This is a genomic window from Thermogutta sp., assembly GCF_039793925.1.
Lineage (GTDB): Bacteria > Planctomycetota > Planctomycetia > Pirellulales > Thermoguttaceae > Thermogutta.
In genome coordinates, this window is the sequence record NZ_JBAMME010000294.1 from 74,547 (window position 1) to 92,652 (window position 18,106).

The 18,106-nt window shown below is 56.9% G+C and carries 16 protein-coding genes and 1 tRNA gene; 11 read left to right on the forward strand and 6 right to left on the reverse strand.

Annotated features, from left to right (window positions below; translation table 11 throughout):
• The first annotated feature begins 150 nt into the window (after positions 1-150).
• The 4 genes from ABJK56_RS15480 (at position 151) to ABJK56_RS15495 (ending at position 3,660) form a co-directional block, all read left to right on the forward strand.
• Positions 151-1,146, forward strand: a complete 996-nt coding sequence (locus ABJK56_RS15480; protein ID WP_347245576.1) for a hypothetical protein — start codon at positions 151-153, stop codon at positions 1,144-1,146.
• 78 nt (positions 1,147-1,224) lie between these two features.
• Positions 1,225-1,476 (forward strand): 50S ribosomal protein L27, encoded by a 252-nt coding sequence (gene rpmA, locus ABJK56_RS15485; protein WP_347245577.1) that lies wholly within the window; start codon positions 1,225-1,227, stop codon positions 1,474-1,476.
• A 241-nt stretch (positions 1,477-1,717) separates the two neighbouring features.
• Positions 1,718-2,749, forward strand: a complete 1,032-nt coding sequence (gene obgE / locus ABJK56_RS15490; protein WP_347245578.1) for a GTPase ObgE — start codon at positions 1,718-1,720, stop codon at positions 2,747-2,749.
• Between the two features lie 92 nt (positions 2,750-2,841).
• Positions 2,842-3,660: a type III pantothenate kinase gene (locus ABJK56_RS15495; protein ID WP_347245579.1), complete on the forward strand. Its 819-nt coding sequence runs from the start codon at positions 2,842-2,844 to the stop codon at positions 3,658-3,660.
• Here ABJK56_RS15495 and ABJK56_RS15500 read toward each other — a convergent pair.
• From ABJK56_RS15500 to ABJK56_RS15510, 3 genes are all read right to left on the reverse strand, one after another.
• Positions 3,642-4,553, reverse strand: a complete 912-nt coding sequence (locus tag ABJK56_RS15500; RefSeq protein ID WP_347245580.1) for an NAD(P)H-hydrate dehydratase — start codon at positions 4,551-4,553, stop codon at positions 3,642-3,644. The genes ABJK56_RS15495 and ABJK56_RS15500 overlap by 19 nt on opposite strands.
• Positions 4,550-5,350 carry a nickel pincer cofactor biosynthesis protein LarB gene (gene larB, locus ABJK56_RS15505; protein WP_347245581.1) on the reverse strand — a complete coding sequence of 267 codons (801 nt, stop codon included), beginning with the start codon at positions 5,348-5,350 and terminating at the stop codon, positions 4,550-4,552. Before larB ends, ABJK56_RS15500 begins: the two co-directional genes overlap by 4 nt.
• 238 nt (positions 5,351-5,588) lie before the next feature.
• Positions 5,589-7,355, reverse strand: coding sequence for a hypothetical protein (locus ABJK56_RS15510; protein ID WP_347245582.1), 1,767 nt, complete (start codon positions 7,353-7,355; stop codon positions 5,589-5,591).
• A 124-nt stretch (positions 7,356-7,479) separates the two neighbouring features.
• Here ABJK56_RS15510 and coaD point away from each other — a divergent pair, with 124 nt between their 5' ends.
• Positions 7,480-7,998, forward strand: coding sequence for a pantetheine-phosphate adenylyltransferase (coaD, locus tag ABJK56_RS15515; RefSeq protein WP_347245583.1), 519 nt, complete (start codon positions 7,480-7,482; stop codon positions 7,996-7,998).
• Between the two features lie 331 nt (positions 7,999-8,329).
• Entirely contained in the window at positions 8,330-9,718 is a 1,389-nt protein-coding gene (locus tag ABJK56_RS15520) for a Gfo/Idh/MocA family oxidoreductase (RefSeq protein WP_347245584.1), read from the forward strand.
• Between the two features lie 196 nt (positions 9,719-9,914).
• On the opposite strand, the gene ABJK56_RS15525 is transcribed toward ABJK56_RS15520, so the two are convergent.
• On the reverse strand, positions 9,915-10,829 hold the full coding sequence (locus ABJK56_RS15525; RefSeq protein ID WP_347245585.1) for a DUF1559 domain-containing protein: 915 nt from the start codon (positions 10,827-10,829) through the stop codon (positions 9,915-9,917).
• Between the two features lie 852 nt (positions 10,830-11,681).
• Between ABJK56_RS15525 and ABJK56_RS15530 the strand changes: the two genes are divergently transcribed.
• A tRNA-Arg gene (locus tag ABJK56_RS15530) sits at positions 11,682-11,754 on the forward strand.
• A 591-nt stretch (positions 11,755-12,345) separates the two neighbouring features.
• Here ABJK56_RS15530 and ABJK56_RS15535 read toward each other — a convergent pair.
• Positions 12,346-12,507 carry a hypothetical protein gene (locus ABJK56_RS15535; protein ID WP_347245586.1) on the reverse strand — a complete coding sequence of 54 codons (162 nt, stop codon included), beginning with the start codon at positions 12,505-12,507 and terminating at the stop codon, positions 12,346-12,348.
• A gap of 228 nt (positions 12,508-12,735) precedes the next feature.
• Here ABJK56_RS15535 and ABJK56_RS15540 point away from each other — a divergent pair, with 228 nt between their 5' ends.
• From ABJK56_RS15540 to ABJK56_RS15555, 4 genes are all read left to right on the forward strand, one after another.
• Positions 12,736-13,362, forward strand: coding sequence for an MFS transporter (locus ABJK56_RS15540; protein ID WP_347245591.1), 627 nt, complete (start codon positions 12,736-12,738; stop codon positions 13,360-13,362).
• Positions 13,363-14,543: 1,181 nt separating this feature from the next.
• Positions 14,544-15,635, forward strand: coding sequence for a DUF1559 domain-containing protein (locus tag ABJK56_RS15545; protein WP_347245587.1), 1,092 nt, complete (start codon positions 14,544-14,546; stop codon positions 15,633-15,635).
• Between the two features lie 71 nt (positions 15,636-15,706).
• Positions 15,707-16,084, forward strand: a complete 378-nt coding sequence (locus ABJK56_RS15550; protein WP_347245588.1) for a SaoD/DsrE family protein — start codon at positions 15,707-15,709, stop codon at positions 16,082-16,084.
• Between the two features lie 131 nt (positions 16,085-16,215).
• Entirely contained in the window at positions 16,216-17,166 is a 951-nt protein-coding gene (locus tag ABJK56_RS15555) for a CbiX/SirB N-terminal domain-containing protein (protein ID WP_347245589.1), read from the forward strand.
• Between the two features lie 402 nt (positions 17,167-17,568).
• On the opposite strand, the gene ABJK56_RS15560 is transcribed toward ABJK56_RS15555, so the two are convergent.
• On the reverse strand, positions 17,569-18,106 hold a 538-nt coding region (locus ABJK56_RS15560; RefSeq protein WP_347245590.1), incomplete at its 5' end, for a hypothetical protein.

Genomic DNA, 18,106 nt, shown 5'->3' on the forward strand with positions numbered 1-18,106 from the left:
ACTAGGGATATGAAGCACAAAGATTCTCAGACCGGCAGCCGCGCCGAAAGGCGGGCGCTGGGTCGTTAATGATTTGCTTGAGCAGTGGTTACTTCTTTGAAATGGCGGGTAGTTGTTCCACCTGCTGGTGTGTCTGACGAGGCGCCTCGCATGTCTTGGCACGATCAACACCGTTGGCTTATCAGGCGTTGGTTCGCTCTTGTCTTGGGTGTGCTCTTAGTTACGGGACTAAACGCGGTTGCCCGTACCGAAGAAGGCGCTAATCCGGAGAATGCTGCACCGCCTCCGGGAAATCAGCCGGCGCAACCCCTGACGCCCTCACCGGCCGAAAAGCAACCTGAGGCCATGCCGATTCCGGAGCAAATCCTGGGTCCGCCACGGCGCCTGGCCCCGGGCGTTTTGATCACGATCCCGCCCGATGTCCAGGTGGATGAAACCCACAACCGCCAGGACATTGTTGAGTTGGTGACGGCGGATCCACAATTAGACTGGGCAAAAGGGGTTGACTTCCGACGCGAGGTGTACTGTCTGGAATTCCAATTCAAGCCACCGCGGCTGATTCAGGTCGATCTGCCTCAGCCTAGCGGCAAACTCCAGCGAAAAACGATCTGGTACCTGATTTATAAAGTGACCAACCGTGGGGGAGCTCTTCGGCCGGTCCTTGAACAGGACGGTACCTACCGCGTGGATTCGGTCGACGTACCTGTGAGATTCGTCCCCATGTTTTACTTGGAAGCAGAGACGTCCACCGGCGTTAAGCGGTATCCGGACCGTGTTATCCCGCTCGCCAAGTATCCTATCCAGATGCGAGAAGACCCCAACATTAACTTCTACGATTCGACCCAGGTAGCCACGCGAGAGTTGGCGGTAGGCCAGTCGCTATGGGGGGTTGCTACCTGGGAAGACGTGGATCCGTCCATCGACAGGTTTTCTATCTTGGTAGTGGGATTATCAAATGCCTATCGGTGGCAGGACCCCCCTGGTGCGTACAAACCCGGCGACCCCATTGGCCAGGGTCGACGATTCGAGAGGAAGATCCTTCAACTGAACTTCTGGCGGCCGGGGGACGAATACATCTTGCGAGAAGACTCAATCAGATTCGGCCAGCCGGGGACGGTTGACTATGCGTGGATCTATCGTTATTAATGATTTGATAGCCACCGTCCATTGTTGGCTGGATAAAAAGTTGGTACCGGAAACAGATTTCGAGCAAGCAGGCGCGATATGGCACACAAGAAAGGCCAAGGATCAAGCCGTAACGGGCGGGATTCAAATCCCCAGTACCGTGGGGTGAAGTTCTTCGGTGGACAGTTCGTGAAGGCGGGAACCATCCTCGTCCGCCAGCTCGGCACAAAGTTTCATCCCGGCAACGGCGTGGGTGTCGGTCGTGATTACACGCTGTACGCCCTGGTGGATGGTTATGTCAAGTTTGATCGCGGCGGTCGTCGGGTTAACGTTGTCAGTGCGTTGAACTGAACGGCCCATCATCCCCGAAAATTTGACGGTAAACAAGTCAGCCAGTCAAAAGGTTGCGCAAAAAGTTGCGCTGTGAAAGTGTGATTACCACGGCTACAAATCTTTGAATGTGTTCCCGGGACCGCGTCATGGTCCCTTTTTTGTGCGCCGTGGCCGGAAAAGTAACATGACAGACCGAGTGAATCCTGCACCGCGCTGCTGCTCGGGCATTAACCTCTTCTGAAAGACCGTAACGCAACCCATGTTCGTGGATGAGGTAGAAATCTTTGTGAAAGGAGGACGTGGCGGCGACGGCTGCGTCAGCTTCCGCCGGGAGAAGTACGTTCCTAAAGGGGGACCAGACGGGGGGGACGGGGGCGACGGTGGGAGTGTCATTTTGGAGGCGCAGGAAGGCGTGGACAGTCTGGCCGCGCTGGCACACCGTAAACATTGGATCGCCGAGAATGGCGAGCGCGGAGGTCCGGCTCTGTGCCACGGACGGTCAGGCAACGATTTGATCCTCGCCGTGCCTCCGGGGACTCTGGTGTTCGACAAAACGCACAACTTACTCCTCAAGGATCTTTCCCGACCAGGGGATCGCGTGGTGGTGGCACGGGGTGGAAAAGGCGGAAAAGGGAACGCGGCCTTTAAATCGCCCACAAACCGTGCGCCCCGCGAGGCCACCCCGGGAAGTGAAGGAGAAGCCCGCCATTTGCGTTTAGAACTCCGTTTGATCGCGGACGTGGGATTGGTCGGGAAACCGAACGCCGGCAAAAGTACTCTGCTCAGCCGAATGACGCGTGCGCGTCCCAAAGTCGCCAACTATCCTTTCACAACGAAGCATCCCCACCTGGGGCGCGTTGTGCTCGACATGGAGCGGAGCTTCGTGATGGCGGACATTCCGGGGCTGATCGAAGGAGCTCATCGGGGAGCAGGCCTGGGTCATGAGTTTCTCCGCCATATTCAGCGTTCCGGAATTCTCGTTCACCTTGTCGAGCCAGAACCTTACGACGGTACCGACCCCATCTCAAATTACCGCAATATTCGGTTTGAATTGGAACAATTCGATCCTGGCCTAGTCACCAGACCCGAAATCGTCGTTGTGACAAAGGCGGATCTGCCAAGCGCGGAGCGCGTTCGGCAGGAGCTTCAGGACGTCCTGCAAAAACCGGTGCTCAAAATCTCGGCAGTGACCGGTGAAAACCTCAATATTCTGGCCGAAAGGATTTGGCAAACTTTAACAGATCAGCGGTCCGCGCAGCCCACTCTTTTTCCCAAGATCCCCATTGGTTAAGGAGGCGCTTGCACAAGCATCTCGGCGTAAATCATAATTCTCATAAGTTTACATCGAGTTGTCATGGCACCTGACTGGGGATCGCACCATCGATGGACCGACGCTTCTTTTTTGCCGTGGACATCGGCAATACCCGAATCAAGTGTGGCCGCTTTCCCTGGCAGCCGACCTCTGCCCGGTTGCCGGTTCCTGAACAGGTTGTGTCCATTCTGCCAGCGACAGGAAACTGGGAGGCCCTCGAAGAGGTTCTGAAGTCGCTCCCCGAGCAATCCGGGACGCTGACCTGGTGGATCGCTAGCGTCAACCGTCCGGCGACGACCGACCTGGTGGAGTTTTTGCGTCTCCGTCGCGCATCCGAGAAAGTTTTTCTCCTCACTTCACAGGAAATCCCGATACCCGTATCGCTTCCCCATCCCGATCGGGTGGGAATCGACCGCCTCGCGGCGGCGGTGGCAGCGGATACCCTGCGCCACCCCAAGCATCCGGCCATTGTTGTGGATGTAGGCACGGCCATCACGGTGGACGTGCTGAGCTCCCACGGCAGTTTCGAAGGGGGCGCCATCGCCTGTGGACCGGCCATTGCTGCCCGAGCGCTCTACGAATTCACGGACCTTCTCCCGCAGATCGAAACCGTCTGGACGTCACCCCCTCCCCCGATTGGCCATAACACTCAAGAGGCCATGGCCGCCGGAGTGTTCTGGGGAATGGTGGGCACCGTTCGTGAACTCATCTTTCGGCAAACCGAGCATATCTCCGAGGAGCCGGACATCTTTGTGACAGGCGGAGGTGGTGGTCTTCTGGCGAGTCTGCTTGGTGGTTCCGCCCGATTTGTGGAGCATCTGACACTCTCAGGGATCGCGTTGACAGTGTACTCCTACCTGGCACACCACCTTCAACGCGGTGGTTCGTGATCGCAGGAGAACGTGTTGCGATACTGCCGAAAAGCCCGGGGCAAGTAGTCGATCAAGTCCGAAGCGATCATGGCCTCTTCGGTGAGATCGGCAGCCGCCAGATCCCCTCCCAAACCGTGAAGATACACCGCGAGCTGAGCGGCCGCGAACGGCTCCAACCCCTGCGCCCCCAGCGCCGCAATCAACCCCGTGAGCACGTCTCCGGAGCCCCCGGTCGCCATACCCGGGTTGCCGGTCGTGTTGAAATAGCAGCGAACCCCGTCGGTGACAAGCGTAGGATGCCCTTTGTAAACCAGGACCACTCCCCATTCTCTCGCCCAATGCTGGGCGAGCTGCCAGCGTTCCTCGATGGGGCGGCGTGTGTCGGCGATAGATCCTACCAGCCGCCGGAACTCTCCGGGATGGGGTGTCAGAACTCGCGGACCGGCTGGACGTGGTAACTGACCATTTTCCCGGGCAAGCGCGTTCAGACCATCTGCATCCAGGACCAGCGGTTTCCCCAATTCCGAGTACACCCGAGCCACAAACCGCGAGAGTCCGAGGGACCGTCCGAGTCCTGGTCCCAACGCTACCCAATCCGCCTCAGCGGCAGCGTCCATCACCTGCTCAAAAGCCCGCAACGAAATTCTTCCCTGCCTATCTGCCTCAAGCGGAATTGTGGTGTATGAACGCTCATAGGCTGCGACAATCGAGAGCACCGGTCCGGGCGTTGCCACTCTCACAAGGCCTGCGCCCCCCCGAAGAGCCGCCAGACCAGCAAGCCCTGCCGCTCCCGACATGCCCAAACTCCCGCCGACAATGAGGACGGTGCCAAACCGGCCCTTATGGGCATCCCGGGGTCGCATCGGCAACACTGGCAAAGGGGGATTTTGAGCGAAGTTTTTTTCAATCATTGTTTCGCAGACCCCAACAAGGCCCGCCGCCGAGCACTGTTTTTGGCAATCAACCCTGCCACGTAGCCACCCTTGAAACCCGCGTCGATGTTCACAACCACCACGTTGGCCGCACAGCTATTGAGCATACTCAACAGGGCGGAGACGCCGCCAAAGCTAGCGCCATAGCCAACACTGGTGGGCACTCCAATGACCGGACAGGATACGAACCCTCCCACCACGCTGGGGAGAGCTCCCTCCATTCCCGCTACCACGACTACGGCGTCCGCATCTTGCAGAAGGTGGAGATTGGCCCGGAGTCGGTGAGGTCCCGCCACCCCCACGTCCTGCACCAAACGCACCTCCGCGCCGGTCCAGAGAGCCGTCTCCCGCGCTTCCTCCGCCACAGGCAGATCACTGGTTCCGGCAGTCACCACGGTTACGATGCCACGGGGCTCCGTATCGGTTGACGGCTCTGATTTCGGAATTCGCAAAGTGCCCGCCACTGGGTTGTACCGGCCAGCAGGAAATTCCCGAAGCAGGACCTCGGCCTTATCAGGCGAAATCCGCGTCGCGAAGACATCGACACCGTTTTCAAGGAGCGCGTGAAAAATTTTGCACAGCGACTCAACCGTTTTACCCTGTCCGTACACCACTTCAGGGAAGCCGCATCTCCGCTGCCGATCCAGATCGACCTGGGCCTCGCCAACATCGGCAATTCCCCATTTCTGACACGCCTCCACAAATCGCTCGACATCGAGCTGACCGCTTTTCAATTGCTCGGCGAGGTGTCGCAGTTCATTAATGGGAAGCATCATATGCACAAACTCCTAATGGATCAAACTGATGCCCAGAAGGCTGCTTCACTTTGTCGCTCCGCCTGATCTCGGTCGGGACATCCTCACACATCGTAACGCCTGACAAAGCGTGACCCTCTTCCGCACTCCCCCCGTATGAATTCTGGTGAATTGTATCAGGTCCGTCACGCCGGCCTGAGGAACGTTTGTGTGTCCAGGCCCAGGCAATCCGCCAATAGCGGCAACAATCGGCGGGTGATCACTTTTGCGTGGCGAGGTCGTAACTGGTCAACGGTGGTTGATAATAGCCCATCGCAGCCATCGCCACATCCAAGCGGTAGAGCGGATCCTGCAACAGACTCGGTCGTCTATCCGCAGCCGGGATGGTTGTCACGTAGATCCTGATTTCCCCTGGCACTGTCGTGATCATTTCTTCCCGCCAGTCGCCCACCAGGTCCACTGTCGCCACGTAGCTTCCCTCCAGCCGCGGAGCCAGCTCTTGGGGCGGATAGTACTTACGGATACGAGACCCGATGACGAGTTCCCGATAAGGGTCGGCGTCCCAGTATGCTACCCAGGGACCGAAGCCAGCCAGGTTTTCCTCGCTGATCACCTTACCCTGCGCACTCCATAGTTTTGCCCAGGCGAAATTCTTGTTCGGATCGGTGTCCGCACTGTAGCACTCCGCTCCGGGATAGCGAGGATCGATATCGCTGCACATGCCGTGACTGTGAACGTGCCGTGTCGGACCATCGTATCCCCATAAAATCTCGCCCGTCTTAGCATCCACCATGCACATGCCGTTTTTCGGCTGGCGGGTTTCCATCCCATAATAAATTTCTAACCCTGGTCTTTCAGGATTCAGGTCGCCGACGTACGCATGATCGGGATGGCCAAGCCCTGTAGTCCATAACGGTTTTCCGTCGTCGTCAAGAACAAGTGATCCCAGAATAATTTCGTCCTTGCCATCTCCATCGACATCCGCGGCTTGCGTCCAGTGCGCTCCCTGCCCCTGGTATCTTTTTTCCATACCACGGTTGTCCCACCGCCAGATCTCGGTAAGTTGTGCATTCTCATAGCGATATGCGATTGCGACCATCACGTTGTACGTCCCGCGCAGGACGATCAGAGCTGGCCTTTTACCATCAAGGTACGCCACCGCCAATTGATTCCGCGAGGCGTAGTTGTAGCTGGGGAACATCTCCCGAGCGGGCCAGGCCACACGGGTAATGGGCTTGCCAGTCGGACCGTCGAGGATTGTAAGATACTCAGGCCCACTTTGGACGCGGCCGTCGGGCCCGCGCGGATCACCCTCACCTGTCTTGGCGGCCACCTCGGCCTTTCCGTCTCCGTCCAAATCGTACACGATGTACGGCGAATACCAGATCCCCTGCTCAATGGCCCAACCAAGATCGTACCGCCACAGCATTTTGCCGTCCAAGGTGTAGGCTTCCAGTTTGTAAGTACCCGGGCTCGGCTTCCAATAGGCCTCGTACGGATCGATATTCTGGTTTGGCTGTTTGATAACCACATCGAGTTTGCCGTCTCCGTCCAGGTCGGCAATTCCGATCTTTTGAAACGTGTGATCCCCGTCGAGCCTGATTGACAGGTAGGGCCGCGCCTTTTCGCCGACCGTCACTTCAAAGGAGGCTTCCTCTCCCGTCTCCCGCCCGTGTCTGACAGGGCGCAGAATATAGCGATGATTTCCCGGACCGACTCCGTCGTCCACAAAGTCGCAAGTCCGGATAATGGGATCCTTGTTGAGCCGAACGGATGCCCCTTCATTTGGGTTCTGCCGATACACGTTGAACGCGATGTCCTGCGGATCCTCGCGGAGCAATCGCCAGGTGAGATAAACAGCACGCGGCGCAGCCTGCACGGCGACAAATCCGCGGTCCAGCCTCTCCATGTGACGCTGACCATAAGCTAGTCCAACACCTGTCAGGACCACAAAAGATCCTACAACGACATTCATCCAGCGTACAAACGGCCGGCGATGGCTCCCTATGGGCCGAGAGACCGCCATAGCAAGTCCTCCGCAACTAAGGCCAAATCACACCTCCACCGTCTCCACCGTGCGTCGATGCAAGTTTTTTCGTAATATAATCGGTTGAGAGTGAACCCGCCATCGTGGAATTGGAGTACCAGCCATGACAGAGCTCGATCCGCGAATCGCCGTTTACCCCGGGTCTTTCGACCCGATCACTCTTGGACATCTCAATGTCATGGAGCGCGCCAGCCGACTGTTCGACCGGCTCATTGTGGGTATTGGGGTGAACATCCATAAGTCTCCCATGTTCGATGCCAAAGAACGCGAAGAGCTCATACGGCAGTCCACGCCCCATCTTACCAACATCGAAATCCGCACATTTCGGGGTTTGGCCGTGAATTTTGTTCGCGAATGTGGCGCAAAAATCATGATCCGCGGAGTTCGTCCGATCACCGATATTGCGGCAGAAATCACCATGATGATGGCCAACCGCCGCCTTGCCCCGGATGTGGAAACACTTTTCATGATCGCCGACGGCGAACTCGCCCATGTTTCCAGCTCGCTTATCAAAGAAATTGCCCCGATTGCCTCCGATGAGGAACTTTCCCGTTTTTTGCCTCCGCCGGTCGTCACAGCCCTGCGGGCAAAACTGGCTGCTTCTGCCCGAACGATGCGGTGAGAGGATCCATGAGGCATTCTCTCCATCTAACATCGCGTGCCACGCAGGTCTCAAAGGAGGGTCCAGGGAGGGCCTGCTCTCGTTTGTCCGCTTCTGAGCTAACTTTTTCAATACCAGGTGACATGCTCCGTTTTTTCGCCAACAGTCCGAACTACCAGGTTGACAGCAAGAATCGACTGACGACAATACAGGGCAGTGCTCCGGTTTTTGTGGCGTGGTGAGATTGGATCGAAGATGCACGGAGGCTAATCACCCCAATCACCGGTTTGACAAGCTGACGGTTTTGTGTTTCGCAAATGTTCGCTTCATGCACGTGTGGAGGTTGCTTGCAATGTCAGACAAAGTATCCAAATCGTCTCGGCGGGAATTTCTCAAGACGACTAGTCAACTGGCCGTCGCTACGGCTGTCAGTGCAGCCGTAGTGCCGCACGTTCACGCAGCAGAAGACAACACCATTCGGATTGCCCTTATCGGATGTGGAGGACGCGGAACAGGCGCCGCGTTCAACGCAATGTCCGTTAAGCGCGTGCCCATCAAGCTCGTCGCGATGGCTGACGTTTTCAGCGACCGCCTGAATTCAAGCTACGACAACCTTAAGCAGAGATTCGGCGACCAGGTGGACGTCCCCGACGATCGCAAGTTTATTGGCTTCGATGCCTATCGGAAGGCCATGGATTGTCTTCGCCCTGGCGATGTGGCGATTTTTACTACTCCTCCCGCCTTCCGTTGGGTGCATTTCACCTACGCCATTGAGAAGAACCTCCATGTATTCATGGAAAAGCCGGTGACTGTAGACGGCCCAACCAGCAAGCGCATGCTCGAACTGGCCAAGAAATCAGTGGAGAAAAACCTCAAAGTCGGCGTGGGGCTGATGTCCCGTCACAGTCGTGCCCTCCAAGAGTTGTACAAGCGTATTCAGGATGGCGCCATCGGCGACATCATCTTCGAGCGGGGCTACCGCATGCATGGTCCGATCGGTTATTTTGCTTCCACCCCCAAGCCAGAAGGAATCAGCGAATTGCTTTACCAGGTGAGGCGATTCCACAGCTTCCTCTGGGCCAGCGGAGGATCCTATAGCGACTTCTATATCCATATCATCGATCACCTTGCCTGGATGAAAAACGATTGGCCTGTCAAAGCCATGGGGTTGGGTGGCCGACATTACAAAACAAGCCCCGAAGGCGTTCCCTACATCGATCAAAACTTTGACGTCTACGCGGTGGAGTACACCTATGCAGACGGGAGTAAATTCTGCTTCGATGGCCGCTGCATGGCAGGGGCCGATAACGTGTACTACAGCTATATCCACGGATCCAAAGGGTCAGCGCTCGTGTCTGCCAGTGGAGATTGCAACCCGCCCTCCCGCATTTTTAAAGGCCAGGCCCCCGACATGTCCGCGCTAGAATGGGAATCCCAGGTTCCACCAGAAGAACGCGACCCCTACCAAAATGAATGGAACGCCCTCATCGACGCCATCCTGGATGACAAGCCCCATAACGAAGTCGAACGCGGCGTCAAAGCGAGCCTTGTCACATCGATGGGTCGGATGTCCGCGCACACCGGTCGTGAAATTACGTACGAAGAAATCCTCAATTGCCCGCACGAGATGGCGCCGGGCCTCGACCAGTTGACCATGGACTCGCCGGCCCCCCTGCAACTGGGTCCCGATGGACGTTATCCCGTCCCAATGCCCGGACTTAAAACGGATCGCGAATATTGATTCCCTGAGAAATCACACCTAACACTAGGCGAGCATCCGCAACTGCTCAGATACATATCCCATTCGTCCGTCATCGAACAAGGGTGACGGTGGCTTCTTCGGTACACCGTCACCCTTGTATTTCCCCCTTGTATTTGCCGCGATTTATTCCGTCGAGGACACCTGCCGATGTAGCCGCCACGGAGTCCATTGGCTGTTACGGCTCCGTCGTCTCCTGTCCGTTGCGGGAACCTAAACTTCGATAGAGTTGGTAATCCACTGTTTCGCTCAAGAACTTCACGGAACCATCCACAAAACCGAACATGGCCCCGCCAGGATGATAGCTTCCGCAACTTAGTTCCATCACCACGCCGGGTAGCGTGGGGTCTCTCCAGCCGTTGAGAGGTCCAAGCGTGGAAGCGAGCGCTTCGGAGTACTCAGTGCCGCCAATTCCCCCCGGCAACCACGTCGCCGTGTGAGGCAAGCCAATCTGCCAGTAGTCCATTGACTGGCCGTCTTTTTGGAAATTTGGATCGGTGTGCATCTCGCCAAAAAGGGCTGTGTGGCTTGTGCCGTCTGTCACGTCTGCAAAACGAACGGCACTGTTTCCGAACAGCATGCCGTCGAGGTGGATTTGCTCCAACGCCACCCGGGGATAACCGGCAGGGATAGAACTTAGATCATCCGATGCCGCCGAGGAGGAAGCAATGCCGTTATAGCTGTTAGGTACCCGCTGGGGAATGTCGTGGTCTATATGTTCCGGAAGCGGCAAACTGGGACATCGAAAAACCGGGATCACTGTCTGGCATGCCTTCGTGTTGGCTGATCCCGAATCCCAATTACCCGGACCTGATTCCTGAAAAATGAGCGTTCGATACAGCGCCCCCTGCTCAATGTAGGGTAACAACATCGCATGCCAGGATTGTTCCAGCGTGCTAAATCCAAAAGGAAACGCCCCGATCTGATCATGATAGTGATGCATTCCCAGCGTCAGTTGTTTAAGATTATTGCTGCACTGCGCACGTCGCGCAGCCTCCCGCGCACTTTGAACCGCGGGCAAAAGCAGTGCTGCAAGAAGCCCGATGATTGTCAAGACAACAAGAAGTTCCACCAGCGTGAAGCCCGCCTTCATGGTCTAAGTCCTGACAACTCACTCAACCGTAAAACTCGCCCATGTCGAACTTGACCGCGCATGATACTCCAGGAGCACGGCCCGAACAAGCGCACACCCTGAGACACCCGACTTTTTCCCTGCTGATTGGGACGCGGACGTCCGCACGGGTTTGCGAAGAAGCGAGTTTCGGCGCGGAGGGACCTGCTTGTCAGGCCTACATTCCAACGTTTGGATAATCCGTTTCACCAACCGGGCTCCAACTGGTCGGTCCCCTTGCTAGCTAAATGGTAGGGACAATTCATGAATTGCCCCTCCAACACGTTGCGCCGTGGTATCTCATAGCTCTTTTGCATAGGTGGGGATGGCGAGGCGCACACCACCTTGCCAACCATCACAGGGCTCGATAATGTGAAAACAGAGTGCTGATCACGGGGTCGCCAACTGGGCCCGTGCCACCTTGCAGCGACGCCAGGAACATTATTTTCAACGTGGTGCGGTACGGGACCGTGGGCGTCCGGCTACAAGGGTCGGTTCACACAGCACGCGCCTTTCCGCATAAGATTTGGCGGAACCAACTTGGTGGGCCACTCCCGGACCGGTCGTCCAAACGCAACGATCATCCACCGGAGTCGTACGCACGCGATTTTCAACAAGCGAGCAGGACGCGTCGGCACCCCGGAAGATCGCGTCCACAAACGAGTATCCGGCGGATGGGTAGCGGGGGGAAAAAGCGTAAAGCGCCGATCCGCTGTGGAGCACACCAAGTGCGTCCTCACCGGCCAGAGACGTAAAATTATAAAAATCCGCCAGTTGGCAACGAGTAGGTCGGATGCCTCGGTGCCATAAGGACCACACGGTGCGGAACGTTGAGCGCCCGTAGCTCAAGGGATAGAGCAGCGGATTTCTAATCCGCCGGTTGGGGGTTCGAATCCCTCCGGGCGTGCTTCCACAGTTGACCACAAAACCCCGTGATTTCCCGCGTAAGTGATGGATTTCACGGGGTTTTTGCTTGCGCCACAATGTTCTGGAATAAACAACTTGCATGTCAGTTAGAGGCAGAAAAGTCCTGTAGAGCCTGCATCGGACCTGACAAGCAGGTCCCTCCGGTTGACCTCCCGGAGGGACACGCTCGTCGTGCCCGGTGAATGGCAATGGATAATCCATCATGAAGAAGCGGACGTGACAAGCACGTCCCTCCGAAAGAACCATATCGGAGGGACACGTTTATCGGGTCCACACCGGAGAGAGACGAAATCCGTGGAACCACTCACCCAAAGAGCGTCTCGGCGGCTTCCCATCGAAGAGGAAAAGAGGACACGATAAAGAACTGATAAAGAACCTCCGGCCGCGAATGCCCATGAAGGGCGATGTTCCGGACAGTGTTTTAAGTGTTTCGTCAGCGTCCACTGTACTGTTTCATCACTGCCGTTGTCAACATTTTCCTCGGCCGGAATCTGGTCCACCGCCGGGCCCCCGAGCCTACGCAGGGGGCTCGTGTGGCTGCCCATTCCCTCCACAAATAGCGCTGGCGGAGCTAGTCCACCTGCATGTTCTCCGAGTTGGCCCGCTGGAAGTCCATCACGATCTGGTTGCCGTCGTAGGCAAAGTTCTGTTTCTGTTCGTAGTCCGGGTCCCCGGTCAGGTCGCCCAGCTTGCGAACGAAGCGGTTCTGGGAATCGCAGGAGCAGCAGACCACGGGGTTACCCAGGCTGCTTCTTTCGGGATGGCGTGCGCTCTCGGGCGGGCCAGGTCACGTTTTGGAAGCGGTAGACGCCGCTGTCCGGTCGCGTCAAGTTGTGCGAAGGTCTCAAGTTGAAATGCGCGCAAATCACTTTTAGCTCTGCGAAAAATACTCCACCTCTGCCCTTTATTCAGCTGATCTGTCCGCGCCTGACTTCGCAGCCAATATGCGACTGATGTTTTCATCAAGAATTCGCTTCAGCTCGAAAACCTCGCGGGCCCACACCGACGCCAATATCTCAATCTCCTCGCCGCCGTCGCCGCGGTGGTCCTGCTGATCGTCGGAGTAAAAGAACCGGCGCGAGACGATGCCGACTCAAAGGCCCCGCGCCGACTGCCGCGTTGGAGCGACGTCAAATCTCTGGGCGGCAGGTTCTGGGGTGTTCTGCTGATCGGCGCCGCGATGGCTCTGGCTCGGTTCAGCGAGGCGTTTCTCGTGCTGCGGGCGTACGACGGCGGTCTTGCTACGGCGTGGACGCCGTTGGCCTTCGTCGTCATGAACCTCACCTACAGCGTCTCGGCCTATCCCGCCGGGCGACTTTCCGATTCATGGGGACGCACGCGATTGCTGACGACGGGACTGGTCGTGCTCATTGGCGCGCACCTCGTGCTGGCGGCGGACCTTCCCATCGCCGTGATCCTGGTCGGCATCGCGCTGTGGGGGCTTCACATGGGGCTAACGCAGGGGCTGTTGGCCGCCTTGGTCGCCGACAGCGTCCCCGACTCGCTGCGCGGATCGGGGTTCGGCGTGTTCTACTTCGTCTCCGGCGTGACCGCCTTGGCGGCGAGCCTGCTGGCGCGCGCCCTGTAGAAATGGGTCGGACCGGCGGGGACATTCCTCGCGAGCGCCGTTTTTTCGGCCATCGCGATCATCGGTTTGCCTTTGAGAACGGCTAGGAACTGAGGCTGTGTCAAGTGGCGCCAAAATAGGGCGTTTAAGCGTGCGCCTGCGAGGTGCTTGCAAAAACTTAAGCCTCAAGGCTATAATCGATAATGAGTCTCAATAAAAGGATCTCATGGGTGGCACGATGAAAGAGCTTCACAAATACTCACTACTTCGCGTCGCGCTAGCCTTTTGGCTCCTTGTCTCATCAATCGGAGCCAATATTCATATATGGCTCTCATCGGCGGAGCTGGGGAGCACACTCACGTGTTGCTCATGCCCTCCGGAAATATCACATGACGATTGCAACCTTACCCATTTTGGTTGTGATCAACATCTGGAAACTTTGCCCAAGTCCAACGACCGACGTGTCACGAGAGGGACAATTTGTCTTTTTCGAAATCCCGCGCTGTTCGAAAGCAATCACGGCTCTCACTGGCACGGCGCGGACCTTTGCGTCATTTGCCGATTCGCCGCTACCCCTATGGATGGGGCGTCGTTTGAGGCTCCCTTCTTGTTCGAGCTACTCCCACAATTTGTGGAACTCTTACCCGAGTTTTGCCTCGTCGCAGAATTAAGGACGGCGATATTTATTCGCGGCCCACCGCTTGTCTAAGATATTGACCTTCCGGCTCAAAGCCGCATCTGCACGTTTGATCTGTCCTCAGCGTATCCACGCTCGTAGGGTCACGATCAGCACACGACTCGTTCGCCGAGTTTTCGTGAGTGATGTGTGTTATTCCCTCAGGGCCGCAGGAGGATCATGGCGTGCCGTCTCTCGGACGAGTTGTCGCTCGCGGGGCGGGCAACACTCGGTTCCGCGCGATAGCTCGAATCATATCCATTTTCGTGCTCAACGACCGCAGCTAGGGGATGGTTGAGCCGATCGGCTTGGCGATCCTGAAAGTCTCTCTGCGCGAACGGTCAGGCGGATCGCAATTGGACTCGGTGTGGGGTATTGCCATTAGACGCCCAATGTAAGCGATAAGATTCGAGCGGCGGAGCGGTGTACCAGCACCGGTCCACGGTTGAATCCTTAAGATTTGGTATTGCCTCTTTACATTGAAACACCGACCTAATACCACGAGAAACTATCAAAGGATAAAGTCGTGAAACGCTTCAATCTCGAGTTTACGAGACGGGGGAGACTTAAGTATCCCGTGCCTACTACCGTGCAAAGCGATGTGTATAAACGCGCCCCACGCGGTGGTCTTACGTTAGTCGAATTACTTGTAGTAATTGCAATCATCGGCCTGCTGGTGGGTTTGCTGCTGCCCGCTGTGCAAGCCGCAAGGGAGGCTGCTCGCCGAGCGTCGTGCACCAACAACTTGAAGCAACTCGGACTTGCGCTTCATAACTACCACTCCGTGCACAATTGCTTCCCCGGTCTGGGAACCACATCCGCGTACAGTTTTTCGGTACAAGCCAAGTTGCTTCCTTTCGTAGAACAAAAGCAGTTGCAGGAGCTTATTGATTTCCGAAAGCCGTTGTACGTCACCTACGGCAGGGGCCAATCGGTATTGAACCCGGCCCAGTTGCCCGCGGCGAAAACATTGGTGGCGCTGTTTCGGTGTCCGAGCGACGGCCATGACGCCTTCTACGAAGAAAGCGCCGGAGCTGTGGTAGCCGGCGGCAACTATATGGTCTGCACGGGGAGCGGAACCGGTGTGAATTATGACATCAGGTATCCCACCGACGGGATGTTTTATTACGGTTCGAATCTTGGGATGCGCGACATGACGGACGGCTCCAGCAACACCATGGTCTTTTCGGAGACCCTACTCGGTTTGGGAGTCAACCGCGACGGCCCGGTTTCCGATCGCTCGTCACGACGAAGACTGATCTGTTCAATGGGTGGAACTCTTAATCCCGCGCCGCAACCAGGTCTGGCCGGGGTTGTCGATCCCGATTTGGATCACGTCACGCAAGCCTGCACGCGCTGGCTCGGCAACCGCGGCTTTGGTTGGATTGCGGGAAAGACGACTGCGTCCACTTTCAGCGCTTACCTCAGACCCAACGCCGAGGCGGCCGATGCGACTGCCCATGGCCTTGGATTTATCGCCGCCAGGAGCAATCATCCCGGCGGCGTCAATGTCGCGATGGGTGACGGCAGCGTCCGGTTCATTGCTGAAACCGTGACTCTCTCCGTGTGGCGCGCACTTGCTACCCGCAATGGCGGCGAGTTGGTAAGCACACCCTAACGTGGATCTGCCGCAGCGGTTTTCGGTCGTAAACTATCTGGGTTCTAAGTGCTTTAAAGGAGGAACGAGAAATGAAAGTCGCTTACGTTTTCGCTACCAATATGGCAAGCACGTTCAAACTGACAACCATGATTCTGCCCCAACTCGAAGGAGGCTTTCACGGAGCCAAGGTCGTTGGGATGTTCTTTTTCGATGACAACATATTCTGTCTTCGACGCGGTGATCCCGTGGGCGAGCGTCTGGCCCGACTGGCCGCATCGCACAACATTCTATTGATGGCCTGCGATCAATGCGCCGTTCGTCGCAATCTGGCCGAAGGAGACTTTGAACAGTGCGGGAAGGGGCAGGTTGTCCCCAAGGGGTTGGCAGACGGGGTTCGCGTCGGATGCTTTCCTCAGTTCTATCAAGCCTTAGAGGGCAATCCCCCAGATCAGGTCATCACTCTCTGAATCTCAGCAGCACTGTCGAATCAGTCATAGGCAGGGCATTACGTCATCGAGGGCGATTGGCTTGCGCCGATGGCAGCCGTTTCTGAGAATTCCGTGATTCGTGGACCGCGTGAAACGAGGAGAAGTTCAGCATGAAGATTAGTCGCCGCAAGGTTTTAACGCAAGCGTTGCCGGTCCTGGTGCCGGCGGGTGTGGTGCATGTAATGGCTCATGCGTCTTCCGCAACCGTCGCCCATCCGGCGAATAAAACGGGTCTGCTCGTCATTGGGCACGGATCTCCACGAGAGGAATGGAACGCAGCTTTCCGTGGGCTGGGGGACCGGGTTGCGGAAATGAACCAGAAACGCGGGAGTTTCGCAGCGGTACGCACCGTGTTAATGGAGTTTGCCGAGCCGACGATCGCTCAAGGCCTTGACGAGCTGCAATCGGAGGGCTGCAACGCGATTGTCGCGGTACCCGCCTTTGTGACAGTCGGCCATCATACCCTCTTTGACGTTCCGGCAGCGCTGGGCAACTACTACTCCTACTCTCAGCATTCTTTGGAACACCTGTCTGAACACGGGGTCTCTATCCCCGCCACGAAGGTTCCCGTAATCTATACGTGCGCGCTCGACGAAGGTGATCTCCTTGAGCGTTTTACGTATGCGGAAATCAAAGCTCTATCCCAAGACTCGGAGCGAGAAGCTCTTGTGTTGTTAGTCCACGGCGACTCGGAGCAGCGTCCATTGCTGGAACGGAGATTGCGAGACTTGATGATCTACTGTTGTGCAAAGTCCGGCATCTCCTATGCGGATTACGCGATGATCGGCGTGGGTCAGGGATTCGAGCATCATGGAATCCCGGTCCTGCTAAAAGCCGCTTCCAAACGCGAGCGCGTGTTGGTCATCGGGCTGCATATGGGACTCAGCGCCGAGGGAATTGCGACACGGTCGGCTAGGGTTAGGCCGAATGCAATGGCCGATCTGCAAGGTCGCGATATCGTGTTTTCCAACGGAAATCTGATCGATTTTCCAGAGACGGCAGAGCACATACTCCACATTGCCGAATCCGCGGTACAGGCGCGTCAGTCGTTGCATCGGTAATCGCGAAAAGATTGGTCTTATGCTTGACCGATGACGTTGAGGCCTAAATATCTCGGCCTTATCAATATTTTCACAAATGTAATCGCAGCAAGAAGGGAGACTTCAAAAGCATCTTGAGAAGAGGGTCTGCTTGAAAGCTAGCGTGAATAACTTGATGAAGAATTAGTAATTCGCATTCTCGGTAGACCGGTTTGACGACCGAGGAGGTAATAATGTCTTCCACGAAAACAACACGACCCGATACGGTACTTCTGGGGAGGCAACCTCAGCCTCGAAGGCAAAATCGCTGGTGGCGTTGACAACAGTTTGCGACGACGGGTGTGACGGCAAGTAGTAATTGGCTTCCGTTGCAAGCTGGATGAACAGCGGCGGGGAAGGAGGCGGCATTCCGCGGTCGCCCGTTTATCGGAGGCGGCCGTTCCTACGGTCGGCCCCGGTGAGCTGGCCGGTATTGTCGTGGGTATAGTCGGCCGTGCCGTCCACCGAGTTGATATACTGCGTCAGGCGGTTGGCGGCATCGAAGTTCCAGGTGTATTCCACAAAGGTGGTTTCTCCCTGGAAGTGGCTGAGGCCACGCAGTCGGCCTGCCTGGTCGTAGGTGTAGTCGGACTGGGCGACAAGCTGGGTACCGGCCAGGTCGGCGTAGCGGGTGAGGGTAACAAGCTGGCCTGCGGCGTCGTAGGAGAAGTCCACGCGTTTTTCGGCCACGGCCCGGGAGAAAGCCGCCTGGGCCTCCGGCCACCGACCGAGGGCCTTCAACGCAGCCCCATAATTGTTCCAATAGACGGCCTTGTGGGGACAAAACCGCAAGGAGTGCTCGATCGCCTGGCAAGCCTCGTTGAGGTCGCCCCTGGCCAGGGCAATCACGCCCAGAAAGTGCCACGCCCCGGCATGATGGGCATCCTTTTGGAGGATCTGCCGATAGAGTGTTTCCGCCGTG